22 protein-coding genes are annotated in these 21,858 nt (G+C 55.1%); 11 read left to right on the forward strand and 11 right to left on the reverse strand.

What is annotated here, in order from left to right; translation table 11 throughout:
* The first annotated feature begins 4 nt into the window (after positions 1-4).
* Genes WJU22_RS16470 through WJU22_RS16480 form a run of 3 tightly spaced genes read left to right on the forward strand, consistent with a single transcriptional unit; the run spans position 5 to position 4,651 of the window.
* On the forward strand, positions 5-1,651 hold the full coding sequence (locus WJU22_RS16470; protein WP_341839272.1) for a RagB/SusD family nutrient uptake outer membrane protein: 1,647 nt from the start codon (positions 5-7) through the stop codon (positions 1,649-1,651).
* Positions 1,652-1,670: 19 nt separating this feature from the next.
* The gene (locus tag WJU22_RS16475) at positions 1,671-2,897 is read left to right on the forward strand and encodes a glycan-binding surface protein (protein ID WP_341839273.1); all 1,227 of its coding nucleotides are present in this window, start codon (positions 1,671-1,673) and stop codon (positions 2,895-2,897) included.
* A 2-nt stretch (positions 2,898-2,899) separates the two neighbouring features.
* Entirely contained in the window at positions 2,900-4,651 is a 1,752-nt protein-coding gene (locus WJU22_RS16480) for an alpha-L-arabinofuranosidase (RefSeq protein WP_341839274.1), read from the forward strand.
* 45 nt (positions 4,652-4,696) lie between these two features.
* Here WJU22_RS16480 and WJU22_RS16485 read toward each other — a convergent pair whose 3' ends face one another.
* From WJU22_RS16485 to sufB, 8 genes are all read right to left on the reverse strand, one after another.
* Positions 4,697-5,377, reverse strand: a complete 681-nt coding sequence (locus tag WJU22_RS16485) for a hypothetical protein (protein WP_341839275.1) — start codon at positions 5,375-5,377, stop codon at positions 4,697-4,699.
* Between the two features lie 263 nt (positions 5,378-5,640).
* Positions 5,641-6,111, reverse strand: coding sequence for a GAF domain-containing protein (locus WJU22_RS16490; RefSeq protein WP_341839276.1), 471 nt, complete (start codon positions 6,109-6,111; stop codon positions 5,641-5,643).
* A gap of 50 nt (positions 6,112-6,161) precedes the next feature.
* On the reverse strand, positions 6,162-6,470 hold the full coding sequence (locus tag WJU22_RS16495; RefSeq protein ID WP_126243377.1) for an SUF system Fe-S cluster assembly protein: 309 nt from the start codon (positions 6,468-6,470) through the stop codon (positions 6,162-6,164).
* A 6-nt stretch (positions 6,471-6,476) separates the two neighbouring features.
* On the reverse strand, positions 6,477-6,905 hold the full coding sequence (locus tag WJU22_RS16500) for a SufE family protein (protein WP_341839277.1): 429 nt from the start codon (positions 6,903-6,905) through the stop codon (positions 6,477-6,479).
* A 12-nt stretch (positions 6,906-6,917) separates the two neighbouring features.
* Positions 6,918-8,162 (reverse strand): cysteine desulfurase, encoded by a 1,245-nt coding sequence (locus WJU22_RS16505; protein WP_341839278.1) that lies wholly within the window; start codon positions 8,160-8,162, stop codon positions 6,918-6,920.
* A gap of 27 nt (positions 8,163-8,189) precedes the next feature.
* The gene (gene sufD / locus WJU22_RS16510; RefSeq protein WP_341839279.1) at positions 8,190-9,497 is read right to left on the reverse strand and encodes a Fe-S cluster assembly protein SufD; all 1,308 of its coding nucleotides are present in this window, start codon (positions 9,495-9,497) and stop codon (positions 8,190-8,192) included.
* Positions 9,498-9,500: 3 nt separating this feature from the next.
* Complete coding sequence (gene sufC, locus WJU22_RS16515) at positions 9,501-10,268, reverse strand: Fe-S cluster assembly ATPase SufC (protein ID WP_341839280.1); 768 nt, start codon at positions 10,266-10,268, stop codon at positions 9,501-9,503.
* Positions 10,269-10,285: 17 nt separating this feature from the next.
* Complete coding sequence (gene sufB, locus WJU22_RS16520) at positions 10,286-11,731, reverse strand: Fe-S cluster assembly protein SufB (RefSeq protein WP_341839281.1); 1,446 nt, start codon at positions 11,729-11,731, stop codon at positions 10,286-10,288.
* A 221-nt stretch (positions 11,732-11,952) separates the two neighbouring features.
* On the opposite strand from sufB, the gene WJU22_RS16525 reads away from it, so the two are divergent.
* Positions 11,953-12,612, forward strand: a complete 660-nt coding sequence (locus WJU22_RS16525; RefSeq protein WP_341839282.1) for a metalloregulator ArsR/SmtB family transcription factor — start codon at positions 11,953-11,955, stop codon at positions 12,610-12,612.
* Between the two features lie 184 nt (positions 12,613-12,796).
* Here WJU22_RS16525 and WJU22_RS16530 read toward each other — a convergent pair whose 3' ends face one another.
* Both WJU22_RS16530 and WJU22_RS16535 read right to left on the reverse strand, forming a co-directional pair.
* Positions 12,797-13,342 carry a hypothetical protein gene (locus WJU22_RS16530; RefSeq protein WP_341839283.1) on the reverse strand — a complete coding sequence of 182 codons (546 nt, stop codon included), beginning with the start codon at positions 13,340-13,342 and terminating at the stop codon, positions 12,797-12,799.
* A gap of 6 nt (positions 13,343-13,348) precedes the next feature.
* Positions 13,349-13,552, reverse strand: coding sequence for a hypothetical protein (locus WJU22_RS16535; RefSeq protein ID WP_341839284.1), 204 nt, complete (start codon positions 13,550-13,552; stop codon positions 13,349-13,351).
* 239 nt (positions 13,553-13,791) lie between these two features.
* Between WJU22_RS16535 and WJU22_RS16540 the strand changes: the two genes are divergently transcribed.
* From WJU22_RS16540 to WJU22_RS16555, 4 genes are all read left to right on the forward strand, one after another.
* Positions 13,792-13,917: a hypothetical protein gene (locus WJU22_RS16540; protein ID WP_341839285.1), complete on the forward strand. Its 126-nt coding sequence runs from the start codon at positions 13,792-13,794 to the stop codon at positions 13,915-13,917.
* Positions 13,918-13,919: 2 nt separating this feature from the next.
* Positions 13,920-14,291 (forward strand): DUF7674 family protein, encoded by a 372-nt coding sequence (locus tag WJU22_RS16545; RefSeq protein WP_341839286.1) that lies wholly within the window; start codon positions 13,920-13,922, stop codon positions 14,289-14,291.
* Complete coding sequence (locus WJU22_RS16550) at positions 14,278-14,871, forward strand: GNAT family N-acetyltransferase (RefSeq protein WP_341839287.1); 594 nt, start codon at positions 14,278-14,280, stop codon at positions 14,869-14,871. The genes WJU22_RS16545 and WJU22_RS16550 overlap by 14 nt, the downstream gene beginning before the upstream one ends.
* Positions 14,872-14,938: 67 nt before the next feature.
* Complete coding sequence (locus WJU22_RS16555; RefSeq protein WP_341839288.1) at positions 14,939-16,678, forward strand: glycoside hydrolase family 9 protein; 1,740 nt, start codon at positions 14,939-14,941, stop codon at positions 16,676-16,678.
* 48 nt (positions 16,679-16,726) lie between these two features.
* On the opposite strand, the gene WJU22_RS16560 is transcribed toward WJU22_RS16555, so the two are convergent.
* Complete coding sequence (locus WJU22_RS16560) at positions 16,727-17,221, reverse strand: hypothetical protein (RefSeq protein WP_341839289.1); 495 nt, start codon at positions 17,219-17,221, stop codon at positions 16,727-16,729.
* Positions 17,222-17,342: 121 nt separating this feature from the next.
* On the opposite strand from WJU22_RS16560, the gene WJU22_RS16565 reads away from it, so the two are divergent.
* From WJU22_RS16565 to WJU22_RS16575, 3 genes are all read left to right on the forward strand, one after another.
* The gene (locus WJU22_RS16565; RefSeq protein ID WP_341839290.1) at positions 17,343-18,419 is read left to right on the forward strand and encodes a DUF4421 family protein; all 1,077 of its coding nucleotides are present in this window, start codon (positions 17,343-17,345) and stop codon (positions 18,417-18,419) included.
* Between the two features lie 341 nt (positions 18,420-18,760).
* Entirely contained in the window at positions 18,761-19,192 is a 432-nt protein-coding gene (locus WJU22_RS16570; RefSeq protein WP_341839291.1) for a carboxypeptidase-like regulatory domain-containing protein, read from the forward strand.
* A 14-nt stretch (positions 19,193-19,206) separates the two neighbouring features.
* Positions 19,207-21,855 (forward strand): TonB-dependent receptor, encoded by a 2,649-nt coding sequence (locus tag WJU22_RS16575; RefSeq protein ID WP_341843784.1) that lies wholly within the window; start codon positions 19,207-19,209, stop codon positions 21,853-21,855.
* Positions 21,856-21,858 lie beyond the last annotated feature (3 nt).

A 21,858-nucleotide genomic window follows, 5' to 3' on the forward strand; every position in this document is an offset into this window, starting at 1 on the left:
AATCATGAAAAAACACATCTTCAAATATATGTTCCTCCTCGGCTGCGGCGCGCTCCTGGCGTCGTGCAGCAAGGATTTTTTGAACCGTCCGCCGGAAGACGCCATCGTGGACGTGAATTTTTATCAGACGACAGACCAGGTGCTGGCAGGAACGGCGCCGCTGTACAACGTGGTGTGGTTCGCCTATAACGACAAGGCATCGCACGGGATTGGCGACGGGCGCGCGGGCATCCTCATGTCCGGCTCTTACCAGGTGGAGAACATCCGCATGCAGACGACTGACGTTACGCCGGAAGTATACAGTTCCTGGACGGCCTTTTTCAACGTGGTGGCGCAATCTAACATGGTGATCTATAACGTCACGAAATACACGGCGCCCAGTGTTCCGGAAAACGTGAAGCAGATGGGGATCGCGGAAGGGAAGTTCATGCGGGCGATGGCTTATTATTACCTCGTGCAGAACTGGGGCCCGGTGCCGGTGATCACGGATAACAATACCCTGTTGACGGATACCTCCGTGGCAAGGAATACCGTGGAAAGCATCTGGGAATTCATTATACGGGAGTTCCAGTTCGCAGCGGATAATCTGCCCGCAACGCCCGCCCAGAAAGGCCGCGTGACGAAATGGGCGGCGAAGGGAATGCTGGCGAAAAGTTATCTCACCCGCGCAGGGCTTGCCGGGAACGGGCAGCGCAACGCCGATGATCTCAACAAGGCGAAAGCCCTCGCCCAGGACGTTATCGCCAACAGCGGGGCGCAATTGATGGCCAATTACGAAGACCTCTTCCTGACAAAAAACAACAACAATTCCGAAAGCCTCTTTGCATTGCAATGGAAATACGACGGCGACTGGGGAACGCAGAACAGCGTGCAGGCGTTCCTGGCCTTCGGTTCGGAGATCACCGGGTTCGGTGACGGATGGGGCAGCGATCTGGGCGCTTCTTTCGATCAGCTGCGGCTCTATTCCCCGAACGACAAACGGCTGAAAGCCACGTTCATGCTGCCTGGCGCGCATTATTCCTATATACACCAGGCGGTAGACGACCCTGCCAATCCCGGTAAAAAGCTCATCCAGGAATTGCAGGTGCCCTGGAGATGGGTAGGCACCGAAAGGTACAATACTCGGGCCTGGGTGAAGAAATACGTGGTTGGCCGGCCGGAAGACAACGACGGAAAAGTGACGCAGCAGCATACGGAAATCAACACCTATATGTTAAGGCTGGCGGATGTATACCTCGTATACGCCGAAGCAGCGTTGGGCAACAGCGCTTCCACGAGCGAGGCGCTGGCGCTCCAGTATTTCAACGCCCTCCGGAAAAGAGCGAACGTAGGGGAGAAAACGGTAATCACCGCAGATGATATTTACCGCGAGCGCAGGCTGGAACTGGCTATGGAAGGACAAGCATGGTACGATCTGGTACGGATGTACTACTATGCGCCCGCAAAGGTGCTGGATATGATCAAAGACCAGGACCGCGGTACCTATCGTGTTGTTCCCAATTCGGAGATTAACGCCACTTCCTGGCAGATCACGTCAGACGTGGTGGCCAAATATCCCGTGACGGCGGGCAACTTTTTCCTGCCCATTCCGGCGGTAGAATTGTCGGCCGCCCCGAATCTCCGGAAACCTCCCGTTCCTTTCAAGTTCTGATCCATCAAAAACGAAACTCATGAAGCAAAATATCCGATTGCTGCTGGCTGGCCTGATGATCGTACTGCTGGCGGCCTGTACGAAAGACGACGGTCCTTCCGGCCCGCCGGTCATCCACCGCGTGTCGCTGCTGGATTCCTCCAAAATGGACAGCGCTTTTGTGCGCGCCCTGCCCGGAGCGCTCATTCTCATCACCGGTGAAAACCTCCAGGGCGCCACGCATGTCCTGTTCAATAATTTCGATTCGTATTTCAACCAGGCATACAATACGAATACCCATATCATCATCAATATTCCGGAAAACGCTACCACGGAGGCTACCGACCGGAATGTGCCGAACGAGCTGCGGATCAAGACAGACCGTGGCGATGCGGTGTTCAAGTTCACGCTGGATATCCCTCCGCCGGCGATCACCCAGATCAGTAATGAAAACGCATTGCCGGGGGATTCTGTGCTCATCTTCGGTTCCAGCCTGTGGCTGATCAATAAGATCACCTTGCCGGGGAACCGCGAAATCACGCAATTCAGCGCCAATCCGGAAGGTACGCGCGTCGGGTTCAAACTGCCGGACCTGGGAACGGATACAGGGCGTTTGTCGGTAGTTGCCAAATACGGGACGGCCGTGTCTAACGGGCCACTGAACGATCACCAGAGCGGCGACGTGATCAGCAACTTCACGAACGACGGAGAGGCGGGAGAATTGCCCCGTTTAAATTGGGCCTGGTGGGGTGCAGACCGGATCAACGATGCCACGAAATTCCCCGGTACGCGGGGCTTCTATCTCAATTGCGTTTTCGGCGGCGTTGGCGTAAACAACGGCGCCTGGTGGGAAGGCGGAAGGTCCGGCAATTTCAACGAAACCGTTTTGTTCACCGATGCCATCCGTACCAGACAAGCGTCCGATTATGCGCTGAAATTCGAAGTCAACACCAAAGAACCCTGGACCACGGCGGTATGTGTGTTGCGCTTTGGCGAGAATTTCGCGGTGCGCTGGAAGCCCTGGAGCTCCCTGCCCGGCAATTCTTTCCATACCGAAAATACCTGGACCACCGTAACCGTGCAGCTTTCGGCATTCAAGACAGTGGCAGACGGGGTGGAAGGCACCGGTGCCAGTGCGGCGTCTATGGCCGACCTGGTGGCCGCCGGCGGGAAAGTGGCATTTACTTTCAGGATGGTGTCGGAAGACAAACCCATCGAAGTTTTTAACGCAGCATTCGACAATTTCAGGATCGTCAAGATAAAATAGGAATGAAAAATACGGTAAGAGGGATCTGTTTATGGAGCATGATAGTTTGCGCGTCGATGGGCTGCAACAAGAAGTCGGGCGACCGTGTCAATAATGGCGGTGGTGGCGACGGTGGCGATACAACCGGTCCGGTGGTGTCGCCCAAAGACCCGCCCACGACGGCAACTATCGGGTTTTTTATGGATGGGTGGAAGGAGAAAGCGTTTACGGCGCCGGATTTCATCGAGAAAGGGCCGCCGGCTGCCGGTTCGGTCGTTGTTTCGGCCGACGTGTCCAAAATTCTCACCAAAATCCCGCCCACGATGCTGGGCAACAACGCGAATATTTACATGACGCAAATGGTGACGGAACCGAAGCTGCTGCAACAATTGCGGCTGCTTCGGCCCGGCCTGGTGCGGTTTCCCGGCGGGAATATCAGCAGCATCTTTTTCTGGAACGTCGCCCCCGGCCATGCTCCGGCCGATGCGCCGCCTCAGCTCGCGGATGCCGACGGTACCACGAAGCCCGCGGGCTACTGGTTTGGCGGTAATACCGACGGCTGGACGATGAGCACGGCCAATTACTACGCCATGCTGCAGCAAACCGGCAACGAAGGTGTGATCACCATTAACTACGGTTACGCGCGGTATGGAACAAGCGCCGATCCTGTGGCGGCGGCGGCCCACCTGGCGGCGGAATGGGTGCGGTATGATAAAGGGCGGACGCGGTACTGGGAGATCGGGAACGAAAGCAACGGCACCTGGCAGGCCGGGTACCGGATCGATCCCGCCACGAACCACGACGGACAGCCCGCCATCATCACCGGCGAACTGTATGGCCGCCACTGGCGTGTGTTTGCTGATTCCATGCGGAAAGCGGCGGCATCCATCGGGCATACGATTTATATCGGCGCGCAGTTGCTGGAGCACGATCCGCCCACCTGGGCCACGGCTACGGACAAAAACTGGAACGAAGGCGTGTTGAAGGAAGCGGGCGCCACGGCCGATTATTACATCGTGCATAGCTATTACACGCCGTACAACACGAATTCCAATCCGCCCGAAGTGCTGGCTTCCGCGGAAGCCGTTTCCAAAGCGATGATGGAGCACCTGAAATCGACGGTCCAGCGGAATGGAGTGGCCCAGAAGCCCGTGGCGCTGACGGAATGGAACATTTTCGCGGTGGGCTCGCAGCAAATGGTGTCGCAGGTGGCGGGGATGCATGCGGTGTTGGTGGTGGGAGAGTTGTTGCGGAACGGATTTGGGATGGCTTGCCGGTGGGATCTCGCCAACGCCTGGGAAAACGGTAACGACCACGGGCTTTTCAGCCAGGGGGAACCGGCTTCCGGCGAAGCCAGATGGAATGCGCGACCCGCGTTCTTCTACCTGTATTACTTCCAGCAATGCTTAGGCAACCGGCTGGTGGAAACGCAGTTGCCGGCAAATAATCACAACATCAATGCCTATACGACCACTTTCAGTAGCGGCCACGCCGGCCTGGTTATCGTAAACCGGGCGGCGGCCACGCAGACGGTTTCGGTAGACCTGAAAAACTTCCGGGCCGGTGAGCGTTACTATTGGTACGAGCTGACGGGCGGCGAAGGTGTAAGCTATTTTTCAAGAAAAGTATTTGTGAACGGAAACGGGCCTGCAGGCGTTGCCGGTGGGCCGGAGGATGTGGGTAGCGTGAAGGCATGGTCCGCCAAAACGAAGGATGGACTTCGGTTTACGTTGCCCCCGATGTCAGTAGTATTCATCGTGGTTGAGCGTCAGTAGTACAACTCGATGCTACGTGTTATGTAATGATATACGCCGCTGTTTTCAGCGGCGTTTTTTATGGTGGTAGATGAGTTTGCGGATGATGGGAAAGAATATCAACAACGATATCAATTGCATCATGAAGTTGAGAACGTTGTTTAATCCCGGGTTGTTCGGGAATGTTGGGATGAAGCTGCTGAAGTATAGCAGCAGTGCACCTGCTGTAATCTGTATGGTGCAGATAGTTGGTAAAATGAGTAACGATTGTGTTGTGAAAATAAATTTGTGTCTGAAAAAAAGCATCGAAAAAGTTATGAATGCCGAAATGAAGTAGATTCCGCCCGAAGATGCTATAAACAACATCTGGTTTTTTATGGAAATATTTTCTGCATATTTTGTCGCATTCGGAACACTTGGTTTTTTCTGGTGGTTATCCTGGGACGAAGGCGAATTTCCTTTTAAAAGGTCTAAAAGGAAGAAAGAGTAAGGCTCCCTTTCGAGGATTTCCTTTCTTAAATCTACTGCCAGCGATTTGCTGATACTATCAGTTCCGGGAGCGTTGATCAAAGCGGTGAGCTTCGTGAAGTGCTCTGATTTGCGTTGCATGACGTAGTAGTAACTGAGGCCTAAAACGTCATTTGTAAAGAGGATGGCAGCAATCCCCAACAGAATGATTATTACTTTTTGTTGCATCGTATTTTCCGGGCTGAACAGCCATTCGGCGAAATGATCATAATAATTCATAATTGAATTGTTTTGGGTCAACAGATTGAAACGCCTTATGGCGGTATGTTTTGGGTTATTTGCTTGTTGGATATAAAACAATATTGCGGTTGTTGAAACGAAAAGACATCGTTTTAACAACCGCAATTAAAGTACGGAAAAGATATACGCGAAAAATTTTCTCAGGATGAGAAAATCTATCCAATAATTTTCGGTTTTCAGTTAGGTGATTCAGTCAAAGCGGACTTCATAGCCGCATCATTACGAATACACCCGATCGGGCATTAAAATATCCAGCCCACAATTTCCTCCAGGTATCGTTTGTCCGTCTCGTCGAAAGTATCCAGATCGACGCTGTCCACATCCAAAACGCCCATCACTTCTCCATTTACCAACAGCGGCACTACGATCTCCGAGCGGGAAAGACTGCTGCAGGCAATATGGCCGGGAAACGCCTCCACATCCGGGACCACCAGCGTTTCCGCACGTTCCCACGCCGCACCGCACACCCCGCGCCCCTTACGGATACGCGTACACGCCACCGGCCCCTGGAAAGGCCCCAGCACCAGTTCCCCGTCTTTCACCAGGTAAAATCCCACCCAGAGCCATCCAAACTGCTCTTTCAGCGCCGCGGAAATGTTGGCCAGGTTAGCCGTAATATCCCGCTCACCGGTAATCAACGCCTTGATTTGGGGGAGGAGGGCTTCATACTGCTCGGCTTTCGTGCCCTGTATGATCTGTAAGTCTTCTGCCATGTGTGTAGTATTAAAAAAGACGCCGCTTTGCAGGGCGTCTTTCGAATGTTTTATAAAAATCCTAATTCGAGCTTGGCTTCTTCGCTCATCATGTCTTTCGTCCAGGGCGGGTCGAACGTGAGGCGAACATCCGCATCCGTAACGCCGGGGATCGCAGACACCTTTTGGTTCACCTCTTCCATGATAGACCCTGCAACGGGGCATCCGGGAGCGGTGAGGGTCATAATGACGAGCACTTTGCCTTCGTCTTTCACTTCAATCTGGTAAACCAGGCCCAGGTCGAAAATGTTCACGGGGATCTCGGGATCGTACACCGTGCGCAATGCTTCTTCCACCTGATCTCTCATCGTTATTTCCATTGTGCGTCAGTTTTGCATTGATTTTGCCTGAAATGCGACGGCGTACAGCTTCATCTGTTTGAGCATGGAAAGAAGCCCGTTGGAACGTGTGGGGGAGAGGTGACTGGTCAAACCGATGGCATCGATGAAGTAGATTTCCGCTTCTGCGATGTCTTTCGGCGGATGCCCGCTCAGCACCTGGATCACGAGGCTCACGAGCCCTTTGGTGATCACGGCGTCGCTGTCGGCCGTAAAGACCAGCTTTCCGTCCTGCAGTTCCGCGTGCAGCCAAACCTTGCTCTGGCATCCGCGGATGAGGTTGTCGTCCGTCTTGTATTTCGGGTCAATGAGCGGCAGGTCTTTGCCCAGCTGAATGATGTATTCGTATTTCTCCATCCAGTCGCCAAACACTTCGAAATCCTCGATGATCCTGTCCTGTTGCTCTTTGATTGTCATGTCGTTCTAAATTTATCCCAGCAAAGTTACGGCTTTCCGCACACCTTCCACCAGCCGGTCGATATCGTCTGTCGTGTTATAAACAGCGAGCGACGCGCGTACCGTTCCGGGAATGCCGAAGCGGTCGCACAGCGGTTGGGTGCAATGGTGGCCCGTCCGCACCGCGATGCCCTGCTGATCGAGCAGTACGCCTACATCTGAGGGGTGCGTATCGCCCACGAGGAACGAAATGGCGCCGCTGCGATGTTTGGCTTCCCCGATGAAACGGAGGCCTTCGATCTGTTTGAGCGCGGCTACGGCGTATTCCGTCAGCTGATGTTCGTATGCCTGTATCTTATGGATCCCGACCTTGTTCACCCAGGCCACGGCTGCGCCGAGCCCGATGGCTTCACAGATGGCGGGAGTGCCGGCTTCGAATTTCAGGGGAACGTCGGCATAAGTCGTTTTTTCGAAAGTAACGTGCTTGATCATGTCGCCACCGCCCTGATAGGGAGGCAGTTGTTCCAGCCAGCTTTCCTTTCCGAAAAGAATGCCGATGCCGGTGGGCCCGAACAGTTTGTGGCCCGACAGCGCCAGGAAATCGACATCCAGCTCATGCACCTTGATTGGCGTATGTGCAGCGGCCTGCGCGGCGTCGAGCATCACGGGGATGCCTTGTTCGTGCGCGAGGTCGATGATGTCTTTGACGGGGTTTACGGTGCCGAGGGTATTGGAAATCCAGGTGATGGAAACCAGTTTCACGCGCGGGTTGAGCATGGAGCGGAAAGCGTCCATGTCGAGCTCGCCTTTGTCCGAAATGGGGACCACCTTCAGTTTCGCGCCTTTTTCCTCGCAGGCGAGCTGCCAGGGAACGATGTTGGAGTGGTGCTCCATGGCGGAAATGATGATCTCGTCGCCTTCCCTGAGGAAAGATTTACGGAAACCGGCGGCCACCAGGTTGATGGCGTCTGTCGTACCCTTGGTGAACACCACTTCGTGATGATGTGCGCCGATGAAGGCGGCCACGGCGTGGCGGGCGGCTTCGTAGGCGGCTGTCGCCTGCTGGCTCAGCGTATGCACCCCGCGGTGCACGTTGCTGTTATATTGGGTGTAATATTCCTGCATGGAACGGATCACCGAAACGGGCTTCTGCGTAGTGGCTCCATTGTCCAGATACACGAGGGGCCGCCCGTTGACGGTTTGCTGGAGGATGGGGAATTCATTCCTGATCAGCTCCACTTCCGGCCATAAAATATCTTGTGCAGTCGCTGTTTCCATGGTCCTTCCGGGTTTTAAGGGTGAAGGCTAGGCGTGCAGGTATTGCGATGCGATTTGCTCTACCTGTTTGCGCACAGCCGGGATGGTCACCTTGGCGGTGATATCGAACGCGAACGCTTTCACGAGCAGGTTGCGGGCTTCCGCTTCGCCGATGCCGCGGGCGCGCAGGTAAAACAGCGCGTCGTCGCTCACCTGGCCGATCGTACAACCGTGGCTGCATTTCACGTCGTCCGCGAAAATTTCCAGCTGCGGTTTGGTGTAGATCGCTGCGTCAGGACTGATCACCAGGTTGTTGTTTTGCTGGAAAGCGTTGGTTTTCTGCGCATCTTCATGCACATAGATCTTTCCGTTGAACACGCCGGTGGCTTTGTCCATCAGTACGCCGCGGTACAGTTCGTTGCTTTCGCAGTGGGGCATGCGGTGGTCGACAGACGTGTGGTTGTCGATCAGCTGGCTGCCGGCTGCGATATAGAAGCCGTACATGTGCGTTTCGGTCCTTTCCTCGTCCAGCGAAATGTTGAGATTATTGCGGACGAAGTCGGAATCGGTGAGGGTGAAAGTATAGTTGTTATAGAGGCTTTTGCCTTTCTGTTCCACCAGGTTCTGGTTGATGAAACGGAGTTGGCTGCCGCCGGTCTGTAACTGGTATTGGCTCAGTTGGGCGCGTTCCGAAACGATGGATTCGGTAACGCTGTTGATCACCACGTTATCGGTAAGACCGATACCCGCGGCCGATTCCACGATCTGCACGGAAGCGCCTTCGTTCACGACCACGAGGTGGCGGGGATTGAAGAGGCGGGGCTGATCGGCGAGGTAGAGGTGTACCACCTGGATGGGTTGTTCTACCTGTGCTTTGGCTTTCACTTCGATGAACAGGCCGTCATTGAAAAGGGCGGCGTTCAGCTGCGCGAAATGAAACTCGGCGATCTTGGGGCTTTGGTGGAAATAACGTTCCACGGCGGGCTGCGAACCGGCTTCGCTCATTTTGCTCACGGTCACCTGTGTGGCGGGCGGCAATTGGGAAAGATGGGCTTGCAATACGCCGTTTACGAGCACGAGGCGGTAAGTGTCGGGGAGGAGCAGGCCGGTGGCTTCGAGCTGCGCGGCCGTCACTTCCGGTACTTCCGGCAGGGTAACCTGGATGTCGTTCTTGAAAAACGGCACTACATTGGTGTATTTCCAGTCTTCCACTTTTACCGTCGGGATGCCGCCGAGGGCGAGGAACTGTTTCAGTGCCGCTTCCCGGCCGGTGAACCAGCCATTGGCGGAAAACTGCGCGCCAAAAAGCGCGGGCAATGCCTCGTTGAATGATATATTTTTAGTTGCGGTCGTCATGTGTTATTGTACAGGTTCTTCTAAACGGATGTCTTCTTTCAGCCAGTCGTAGCCTTTTTCTTCCAGTTCCAGCGCCAGTTCCTTGGTGCCGGATTTCACGATGCGGCCGTTGTAGAGCACGTGTACAAAGTCGGGAACGATGTATTCCAGCAGGCGCTGGTAGTGGGTGATGATGATAAAGGCGTTGTCTTTGCTGCGCAGTTTGTTGACACCGGCAGATACGATGCGGAGGGCGTCGATATCCAGTCCGGAGTCGGTTTCGTCCATGATCGCGAGTTTGGGCTCGAGCATGGCCATCTGGAAGATGTCGTTGCGTTTCTTTTCACCGCCGGAGAAACCTTCGTTCAGGGAGCGGTTCATGAGGTTGGCATCGAATTCCATGAGCTTCTGTTTGCTTTTCAGCATGTCCAGGAAAGCTTTGGCCTGCATGGGAGGTTCGCCGTGATAGGCGCGGATCTCGTTAACGGCCGTTTTGAGGAAGTTGATGTTGGAAACCCCGGGAATTTCTACCGGGTACTGGAAGGCGAGGAACAGCCCTTCGCGTGCGCGCACTTCGGGGCTCATGTCCAGCAGGTCTTTACCCAGGAAGTCTACCGAGCCGTCGGTCACCTCATAAGATTCACGACCGGCGAGCACGGAGGCGAGGGAAGATTTGCCGGAGCCGTTGGGGCCCATGATGGCGTGTACTTCGCCCGGTTTCACGGTCAGATTAATGCCTTTCAGAATAGCATTTCCTTCTACTGCAGCATGCAGGTTCTTGATATCTAGCATCTCTTTGTGTTTATAGGTTATCCTACACTGCCTTCCAGCGTGATGGATAATAATTTTTGCGCTTCCACGGCAAATTCCATGGGCAGCTGGTTCAATACTTCTTTTGCGTAACCGTTCACGATCATGTTCACGGCCTGTTCATTGTCAATGCCACGCTGATTGAGGTAAAACACCTGGTCTTCCCCGATCTTGGACGTGGTGGCTTCGTGTTCCACCATCGCCGAGTTGTTTTTGGACTCGATGTAGGGGAAGGTATGCGCGCCGCAACGGTCGCCGATCAGCAGGGAATCGCACTGGGTAAAGTTACGGGCGTTGGTGGCGTTGGGGCCTACCTTCACCAGGCCGCGGTAGGTATTGTGGCCGTGGCCGGCGGAGATACCTTTCGAAATGATGCGGCTTTTGGTGTTTTTCCCGATGTGGACCATCTTGGTACCGGTATCTGCCACCTGTTTGTTGGCGGTAACGGCCACGGAGTAGAACTCACCGATGGAATTATCGCCCTGGAGGATAACGCCGGGGTATTTCCAGGTGATGGCGGAGCCGGTTTCCACCTGCGTCCAGGAGATCTTGGAGCTTTTGCCCTTGCAGATCCCACGTTTGGTCACGAAGTTGTAGATACCGCCTTTCCCGTCTTTATCGCCGGGATACCAGTTCTGAACGGTAGAATATTTGATTTCCGCATGGTCCAGGGCGATGAGCTCCACCACGGCTGCGTGCAGCTGGTTTTCGTCGCGCATGGGAGCGGTGCAGCCTTCGAGGTAGCTCACGTAGGAGTTGTCGTCTGCGATGATGAGCGTACGCTCGAACTGCCCGGTATTTTTCGCGTTGATGCGGAAATAGGTAGACAGTTCCATGGGGCAGCGAACGCCTTTGGGAATATATACGAACGATCCGTCGGAGAAAACGGCGGAGTTCAGTGCGGCGTAAATATTGTCGGATTGGGGTACCACGGTGCCGAGGTACTTCTTCACCAGCTCGGGATGTTCCTGAACGGCTTCGCCGAAGGAGCAGAAAATGATCCCCAGCTCATGAAGCTGCGCCTTGAAGGTGGTAGCCACCGAAATGGAGTCGAACACCGCGTCTACCGCTACGCCCGACAGCATCTTCTGTTCTTCCAGCGGGATGCCGAGCTTTTCGAAGGTGCGGAGCAGTTCGGGGTCCACCTCGTCGAGGCTGTTGTACTTCACCTTGTTCTTCGGTGCGGCATAATAGGAAACCGCCTGGAAGTCAACTTCCGGCAATTTGAAATTCTGCCAGTTGGGCATAGTCAGTTTCTGGAAAAGCTGGAACCCCTTCAGCCGCCATTCCAGCAGCCATTCCGGCTCCTCCTTCTTGGCGGAAATGAAGCGGATGATGTCCTCGTTGAGGCCCGGGGGCGCAATATCCATTTCGATCTGCGTCTCAAACCCGAACTCGTACTCACGGCCTGCCAGTTCCTGTAATATGTCTTGTTCTGCGCTCATAATAATTATATACTCTACTAATCAGTTATTTCGAATTAACTTTGCGGGCCGGTCGGGATGACAGGATTCGAACCTGCGACCTCCCGGCCTTTACCAAGTGCAAAGATAGCGTGCTGAAAGCGGTAATCCTCATCACTGGCCTATTTTCAAACTTTTCCGCTAATTTATTTGCTTGAAATCCCGACAAAGTTACGATATTTGCGAATAAAGCAAGTAAAAACTTGGATAATTATAAGGCACATCATACCTCTTCTGCAGACCGGCTGTTACTGCTGCTCAAAACGAAAGGCCCCCTTACCACCGGGGCAGTTTCCGTTGAGCTGGGCATAACGGCTGAGGGCGCCCGGCAACAGCTCCAGAAGCTGGCCGAAGAAGGCTGGGTGCTGTTTGAGTCCATTTCCCGCGGAGTGGGCCGCCCATCGCTAGTCTGGAGCATCTCCGACAAAGGGAACCGCCGGTTCCCGGATACCCATGCCGAACTTACCGTCCAACTTATAGATACTATTCGTGATGTATTAGGTGCTGAAGCCCTGAATAATGTGATTTCCGCCCGGGAGTACAAGGTACTTTTGCGGTATTACGATGTATTAAAGGAGGAAGAAGGGTTGGAGGCGAAAGTCCGCAAGTTCGCGGAGCTCCGCTCGCGCGACGGCTACCTGGCCGAATATCGCCGGGAGGGCGACGGCTGTTTTGTCATGATCGAGAACCATTGTCCCATTTGTGCAGCAGCTACCGCCTGCCACGACATCTGCAAGGTGGAATTGCAGACCTTCCAGCAGATTTTCCGGGAATGGGGGACGATCGAGCGGCTCGACCATGTCCTCGAAGGCGCGCGCCATTGCGCATACCGCATTACACCGGCCACACACATCGCCGGATAATCCCTTAATTATTCAGTAAGAAAGAAAGATCGAAACGATGGTTGCCCGGTTGGGCAGGATCGTACAGTTTGTTCGCCTGTTATATATTCTACTATTTCTCAGCAAAGAATGAAAGATCGAAACGATGGTTGCCCGGTTGGGCAGGATCGTACCGTACGCCCGTCTGCGTAACTTCCGCTATTTCTCAGCAAAGAAAGATCGAATCGATGGTTGTCCGGCTGTGCTGAATTGTAGCGTATGCGTATGTCTGCCTATTGTAATTTCTGCTTTGTTTCAGCAAAAAAGAAAGACTGAAACAATGGTTGGCAGACTGGGGTAGGATCGTGCCGTATGCGTGCCTGTTGTATCTTCCACTGTTTCTCAGCAAAAAAGTAAGATCGAAACGATGGCTGCCCGGTTGGGCAGGATCGTACCAGATGCGTATGCGTGCCTGTTGCAACAGGTACAAATGCAGGGCTTGCGGGTCGATATGCAATGCCTCGCTCATAAAATGATGCGTTTTTCCTTGCACCTCCGCGTTGCACCGGATATAGGCCTGTTGCCGCGTTTCCATGTACGGGGTCGTTGTGTCAAAGGACGCTCGCGTGTTGGAAGTGTCGAGGATGGCGGTGCCGGCACCGACCGTGCATGCGCCCGGAAGAACGTACAATTCTTTCCAGCGGTCAGGCAAAGGTTCCACGTCCGGCATCCCGGTGCGCTTTTTCAGCAGCTGCAATAATTTTTTGAACATCAGCGCTTACCGGCGTTGTTTTGCGGCAGCGAGTTTTTCCTTCACCAGGGAGAAAATGAAAAAGGAGAATCCGATCAGCATAACGGGCATCGCAAATGCACCGATCTGCGACATCACGTCCGCATTATTCCAGTGATTGATTCTGAAAGCTGCGCTGATCACGACTACTAAAGTGGCAACGATGGTCAGGGAAAGTGATAATTTTTTCATGTGCATGATTTCGGGTTAACGGCGAATGTTGCCGTGGATCAAATATAGGGAATAATTCATTCCACCCCTAACTTTTACGCCAGCACGAAAACTTCAGTTTCGGAAGGGCGTTTTCCGTTTTTGCATGGTTTAGGTTTCAATATACTTTACGGGTTGGTCGCAAGTTGTTCATTTTCAAGTTGATTATGTATTGGCACGCATCCGGCATCCGCTTTGGCATACTGTCCGAAAATTGGATCATGCCTACACATCGTGTATACCGCAAGCCGGTGCCTCCGCCGAAAAACAAGTGGATGTATTATGTGATCGCCGGTTCCTTCGCTCTGTCGGTCCTCATCCAGATCATCATTCAACTTACCCATTGATCATGCTCAATACTTACGAAGTTCCGGCGCTGATAGAAGACGCGTTGCCGGAACTGCACAAACCCTTGCGTCAATTCCCCGCCATTTTTCATTTGTATGAAACAATGGAATGCCTCCGCGACCACACGCTCCGCCAATGGCGCGATCAGAACTTCCCGGCGCTGGAGAAATGCCTCCGTGTCGCCGGAAGGCTGTACGAACGCGGCAACCAGCGCGTCCGCGATGCGGTGGAGCGGATCATCGTTCCGGGGATTTCCCATGCGGAAGTCAGCGGACAGGCCGGCCGCATCCGGCTGTTTTCGCTCGTGCCCGCACCGCTGTACAATCTTTTCATACGTGAACATCTCAACCCGGAAGATCATGCACGCTCATAACACACCGTCCACCCCGGAAGCGGAGCCTCCCGTCATCTTCGAAGTGCGCACCGCCACGCTGGCAGACGCGCGCTTCGCCAGCCTTATCGCCGAAACCATCAGTACTTCCGCAAAAGCCCGCGGAACGGGCATTGCAGGCCGCACACCGGAGATGGTCCGCGGCAAGATCGCGCAGGGGAAGGCGGTCATAGCACTGACGGCCGACGGTGAATGGGCCGGTTTCGCCTACATCGAAACCTGGGAAGGAGGGAAGTTCGTTTCCAACAGCGGCCTCATCGTGCGGCCGGAGTTCCGGGGCATGGGCGTGGCCGCGGCCGTGAAACAGGCGGTTTTCCAACTGGGCCGGCAATTGTACCCCAACGCCGGGATCATCTCCATCACCACCTCCGCTGCGGTGATGAAATTGAACAGCAGACTGGGTTTCAGACCGGTTTCCTTTGCGGAGATCACGCAGGACGATGCCTTCTGGGAAGGCTGTCGCAGCTGCGCCAACCACGGCATCCTCTGCGCGAAGGAGCGCCGCGTTTGCCTCTGTACGGCATTGCTGTACGATCCCGCAGAAAATGAAAACCCCGCCTAGTGATCGTTGCAGAAACGAAAAAACGGAAACGGATTTATGTATCTTCATGCAGTAAATCCCACACTACATGAAGTTCCCTGCCTGTTTTACCGGGGCCTTGCTGATCGGCGCTTTTGCCATGGCGCAGGAAAATCCCGTCCGCCTCAACCAGTCCGGTTTTTATACCGCCGGGCCCAAACATGCGGTGGTCATGGGCCCGGTCCCTTCCGACTCATTTTTCATCACCACGCCAGACGGGAACGATACGGTATTCCGTGGTACGCTGCAACCCGAAATGATTTCGCGGTATTCGTCGTCGCGCACGCGCATGGCTGATTTCAGCGATCTGGAAATGAAAGGGCGCTTCGTGCTGCGGGTGCCGGGAATGGCGGTTTCGTATCCGTTCAATATCGGGGATGCACCCTATCACGACCTGGCGGCGGCGGTGTTGAAAGGGTTTTATTTCCAGCGGGCTTCCATGCCGCTGGACGCGCAATACGCCGGCAAATGGGCGCGCCCGGCCGGGCATCCGGATACGCGGGTGCTCGTCCATCCTTCCGCCGCAGACGGTAAAAGGCCGGCAGGCACAGTAATCGCTTCGCCCGGTGGATGGTACGATGCCGGCGACTATAACAAATACATCGTCAACTCCGGCATTACCATGTATATGCTGCTGTCTGCCTACGAAGTTTTCCCTGCATACTTCGATCGGCTCAACGTCAATATTCCCGAAAGCGACAACGGCGTTCCTGATATCCTCGACGAATCGCTGTACAACCTACGCTGGATGCTGACCATGCAAGACCCCAACGACGGCGGCGTTTACCACAAATGCACCAACGCCGGATTCGATAAAATGGTAATGCCGCACAACGCCACGCAGCCGAGGTACGTGGTGCAGAAAAGCAGCACCGCTACCTACGATTTTGCCGCCGTTATGGCAATGGCTTCGCGGATTTACCTGCCGTTCGGAGATCAATTCCCGGGATTGGCGGATAGTTGTCGCCGGGCTGCGGTCCGCGCGTGGGACTGGGCCGAACAACACACCGGCGCCGCGTATCTGTACCGCCAGCAAGCGATCAACCGGACAATGAAACCCGCCATCCATACCGGCGAATATGGGGATGGGAATGCCGCCGATGAAAGGTTCTGGGCGTATATGGAGCTGGTGACGGCCGTCGGCGGGCAAAAGTTCGACAGCATGGAAGAACTGTTTGCCGGACATGCGTTGCCGAACTGGTATACCGTGGAAACCCTCGGCCATTGGAGCGCTTATCGCCATCCTGCGAAGCCGCTCCACAAAAAGGGGATGGGTGAATTATTCATGCGGCAGGCCGATCAGCTCATCCGTGCGGCGGAAAAAAATGCGTTCGGTACCGTCATGGGACAAACGCCCGCGGATTTCACCTGGGGCGGCAATTCCAACGCGGCCACGCAGGGCATCCTGCTCGTGTACGCTTATCTCGCCAGCCAAAACCGCATTTATCTCGATCACGCCCTTTCCAACCTCGATTACCTGTTGGGCCGAAACGCAGCAGGGTATTGCTTTGTGACGGACTTCGGGGAAAAGCGGCCCATGCATCCGCACCACCGCCCATCGGTTGCAGACGGGATAGCAGACCCCGTGCCGGGGCTCCTCGTGGGCGGCCCGAACATCCGGATGGAAGACGGTGGCAAGTATCCGTTCCGGGAAGCGGAAACGGCTTACGTAGACCGCGATAGCGCCTATGCATGCAACGAAATCGCCATCAACTGGAACGCGCCGCTGGTATTCCTCGTGAACGCATTGGAAGCGTTGAAGGTGGAAGCGGGATATGTGAAGGAATGACGGCCGTCTTCAGATAAAAAAAACGAAAGCCGGGACCGCCGGCTTTTTTTATTGCAGTTTCACGAGCGATGCGCGCTGATCGCCCGTGATATCTTTCAGCTCGATCACTTCCAAAGCGATGCCGTCGCGGGTTTTGAGGGTACGGAGAATGTTTTTCGCCGGTTCGTTGATGGTCCACATGCCGCCGGTGAGCGGGTCAACGATGAGCAGGCCGATAGCGCCGCCCAGGAAGATGTTGCCGAAATACCAGCCGTTGATTTTGAACTGTACCGGGATGGTTTGCGATTCGAAGCCGGGCTTGGTGAAAGTGATTTCGTATTTCGCGGCCGAGAAATAGCCGGCGCCGGATTTGAGGCGTACCTGCGCAGGGGTTTGTCCACTGAACACGGCGTTGCCTTTTTTGTCGACCACGGTAACGGTGGCGTCTTCCGGTTTGGTGTTGAGCATAAAGGTTTGTTTGCTGCCGGAAATGATGGTGGCGCAGGATGACAGGGAAATTGCCGCGATCGCTGCTAAGGACCGGACTTTTGCGGTGGATTTCATGGTAAGGGATTTGCACTGAATATACTCAATTTTGAAAAGGAAAGGAAGGATAACGGCAGCTTGAAAAGTAGATACGATAATCTTCCTTATTTTGCGGTCAGCGATCAAAATCCTCAGCCTCATGCCTTTAGCCAGTACTTGCCTGGGATGGATGGCCTCCTGGGCCAGTGTTTTCCTTTTTCCGGCCGACAGTCTTCCGCACCGGGATTCCCTGCCGGCGGGGCGACCGTACATCGAGAAGATCGGGGATTTTGCCACCGTGAAAGCGACATACAGCGAAGACCTCGAAGAACTGGCGCTTCTCGCGCCGGGCCGCGACCTGGAACTGGCGCCCAATGCCAGTGCGGCGGTGCATCTCGGTTTTTCGTATCGCTTTCTTTCGGTGGGCTTCAAGGTGGCGCCGCGGTTTTTGCGGGGGAACGGGGATGATGACCAGATGGGGAAGACGGCTGCCCGGGGATTGGTGCTGGGCTTTACTTTCCGGCATTGGCAGCAAGAGCTCAGCTACAGCAGGACCAAAGGCTATTACCTCGAAAATACGGCGGATTACGTGCCTGGCTGGAAGGAGGGGATGCCGTACCTGCAGTTCCCCGACCTGGTGTTCAGGAGCTTCCAGGGTATTACGGCCTATAATTTCAATCCGCGGTTTTCGGTGAACGCGGTGCTGACGCAAACCGAGCGCCAGCGCAGGAGCAGCGGCAGTTTCATTCCGCTGCTGATGTACCGCTATTACATCATAGACGACCGTTCCGTGCCTGTTTCGCCGGGCGGGGCCACGCAGAAGACGAACAATTTCGAAGTCTTGCTGGGCGCGGGTTACCAGCATACGTTCGTGTGGCGGTACTGGTATGCTTCGCTGGGGGTAACGCCCGGGGCGGGATATATTTTCACGAAACTGACGACGCGGTATCCCGGCGGGCCGGCCGTAGACCATCATCATACGCCGGCGTTCCGGGTAGACGGCCGCGCGGGGATCGGGTATAACGGTGAGCGGGTATACGGAGGAACGTACATGAACGTCATCTCCAACGCTTCCCGGCAGGAAAACAATGCCGTCATTAACAGCGACAGCCGGCTCATTTTCCGGGTGTTCGTGGGATACCGTTTCCGGGCGCCGAAGCTCCTTTCCCGGCCTATGGACCGGTTAACGGAGATGTATGGGCGAAAGCTGGAGCGCCTCCGGAGGAGGGGGCAATAATTCCATTTTCATGCTATTTTTCGATTGACCGCGTCCGGTATCTGGATGCAGAACCCTTTTCCATGGCCCGTTGTGAAGGTGGTAACGTTTGCGTTCCCCGATTTCGCCATCTTTCCCTGCAGAAGAAAAAAGTTGCGCATTTGAAACCGTTCCCTATATTTGTACTAGAATAGACTAGAATAATACAGTCTTTACGTATTTCCTGCGGCGCTATTCCCGCAAGGTCAACCAAAACTATTGCCATGAAACAGTTTCTTCCACGTAGTTGCGATAGCAGCTGAGGTTGTGTGCGTATTCCCAGGTATGAATAAATTCCACAGCTACAACCAAAAGTAAAATCTATGCAAGCTTATTTTTCCAGGAGCTGCCATGCGCGGGCAGGCTCCCGAACTTCCACGTGCCTATGGAAAACGGCGTTCGTGCTGGCCATGATGCTCGCCGTCGTTTCCCCCATTTGGGCGCAGCAAAAAATCCAGGTGAGCGGTAAAGTGGCGAATGAAAAGGGAGAACCGGTGCCCGGGGCTTCCATCGCGGAAAAAGGTACGTCTAACGGGGCTGTCAGCCTCGAAGACGGCCGCTTTCAACTCAGCGTCGCCTCCGGCGCAGTGCTCGTCATTTCCTTCACAGGTTACGAAACACAGGAAATCCCCGCCGGCAACGGCGCCCCGCTCCGCATCACGCTCGTCCCGGCTTCCAAAGACATCGGCGAAGTAGTGGTAATCGGCTACGGTTCGCAGAAAAAACTTCTGTTGCAGGCGCCGTATCTTCCGTAAGAGGCGCCGAACTGATACAAAGCGGCTCGTCTAACGTATCCAACGCCATCGCCGGCCGCGTGCCGGGCGTCATCGCCAACAACCGCTCCGGGCGCCCCGGAGAAGACGATGCTTCCCTCGTGATCCGCGGCTTCAACTCATTCGGCGGCGGCACCAGCCCGCTCATCATCGTAGACGGCATCCCCGACCGCAGTTTCAACCGCATCAACCCCAACGACATTGAAAGCGTGACCGTCCTCAAAGACGCATCTGCAGCCATTTACGGCGTACGGGCGGCCAACGGCGTCATCCTCGTCACCACCAAAAGAGGCAAATCCGGCAAGCCGACCATCCAGTACGACGGCAATTTCGGCTTCCAGCAACTCACCCGCCAGCCTGAAATCGTGAACGCCTGGCAGTACATGACTTACTTCAACGAAGTAAACCCCAATACCTACGCCAAGGGAGAGATCGAGAAATACAAAGCGGGTAACGTTCCCGGATATACGTCTACCAACTGGCTGGACGAAGTCTTCCGCAAAAACGCGCCGCAAACTTCGCATTCCCTCAGCGTGAGCGGCGGCAACGAGCATGTGAAATATTATTTCTCAGGCCAGTATGTAGACCAGTCCAGCAACTTCCGCAACAGCATCGAGCGGTACCGGCAGTTCAACATCCGTTCCAACATCGATGCGCGGATTTCCTCCAACCTGAAAGTGAACCTCGATATCGCCGCACGCAACGAAGACCGGCGCTATCCGACCTACGGCGTGGGCAGCATCCTGCACGAAACGCGCTCGCTCTACCCGTTCATTCCCGCCCGTTGGGAAAACGGCCTGCCCAGCGCAGGCGTGGCGGCGGGCCGCAATCCCACCATCCTCGTAACGGACGCGCCGGGGTACGACCGCGTGAAGAATTACGTGGTGACGCCGCAAGCGGGTTTCGACCTGAAAATGCCGTTCGTCACGGAAGGATTGTCGCTGAGCGGATACGTGTCTTACGACGTGAACCTCCGTCACCAGAAAGTTTTCAACCGGCCATGGGATGCATATGCGTTCGACCGGTCTACCAACACCTACACCAACCAGCGCTCCAGCACGGTGTCTTCCGCCAGCGTTGCGCAGAACGAAGACATGCTTTCCGGCAGCACGCAGTTCATCAAACTGGCGTATGACCGCACCTTCGGCCGCCACAAGATCGGTGCGTTCGCGGGGTATGAATCTACGACTTCATCTTCCTGGGGCACTTACGCCTATCGCCGCAACCTGCTGAGCGATCAGATCGACCAGATCTTTACCGGTACGGCCGACGGACAGAATGCCACGGGCTCTTCGGCACAAGACGGCCGCGCGAGTTACCTGGGCAGGGTAGAGTATGGGTACGATAATAAATACCTGCTGGAAGTGACGATGCGGTACAACGGTTCCTTCAACTTCCCGACGCAGAACCGCTGGGGCCTTTTCCCGGCCGTGATCGCGGGATGGAGGATTTCCGAAGAGCGGTTTTTCAAGGAGAACGTGCCCTTTGTCAATGAGCTGAAGCTGCGCGCCTCGTGGGGCCTGCTCGGCAGCGATGCCGTAGCGCAATATCTCTTCCTGACCCGTTATCAGCTGGTGACGAACAAAAACTATTATACTTATTTCGGCGACGATTATGCATTGAACAATGCCATTTCGCTCACGAGCACGCCCAATCCCAACATCACCTGGGAAAAGCAGGATACGAAAAACTTCGGGGTGGACGCGACGTTGCTGGATAACCGCCTGACGTTTACCGCCAATTATTTCCGTTATGTGCGGAAAGATATCCTCGCCAAGCGCAACGCATCGATCCCCTTGTTTACCGGTATGGCGCTGCCTTCCGAGAATATCGGGAAATCGCTGAACCGGGGCGTCGACTTCGCCCTGACCTACACCGGCGATGCGGGCGAACTGCGGTATTCGGCCGGCGTGAACGGGACTTTCGCGAAAAGTAAAGTGCTGTTCCGCGACGAAGCGGCTTCCGTTCCCCAATGGCAGAAATCCGAAGGATATCCCATCGATTCCTGGCTGCTGTATGCGTCTGACGGCATTTACCGTTCGCAGGACGAGATCGACCGTTCCGTTCACCTGCCCGGCGCCCGCCCCGGTGATATCCGCATCAAGGATACCGACGGCAACGGCGTCATCACGGCCAACGACCAGGTCCGCATTTATGAAACCGCCACCCCGAAAGTGGTGTACGGTGTAAACCTCGGCCTCAACTACAAAGGCATCGGCCTGAACATGCTCCTTTCCGGCCAAACGAAAGCGAAGCAACTGATCAACTCCCAGGTACAGGGCTCCCTCATCGCGCCGCCGCAATGGCTGTACGACGGCCGATGGACGCCGGAAAACACCGGAAGCGAATATCCGCGCGCGCATACGAGCAACAGCGTCAACGCTTCCTATTACAACTATTCCGACTTCTGGCTGCGCGATGCTTCTTTCCTGCGGCTGAAGAGCCTCGAGCTGTCGTGGTCCGTTCCTGCAAGGTTCTTCTCGGGCAGCGGCCTCAACGCCCTGCGCTTGTATGCCAGCGGGTACAACCTGCTGTCGTTCGACAAGATGAAGAAATTCGGCATCGACCCGGAAACGAACAACACCACCGGCATCAACTATCCGCAAACGAGGATTTTCCGCTTCGGGCTCAATGTCGGGCTTTAAGGA

The organism is Chitinophaga caseinilytica (genome assembly GCF_038396765.1).
In the GTDB taxonomy this organism is placed as follows: Bacteria; Bacteroidota; Bacteroidia; order Chitinophagales; family Chitinophagaceae; genus Chitinophaga; species Chitinophaga caseinilytica.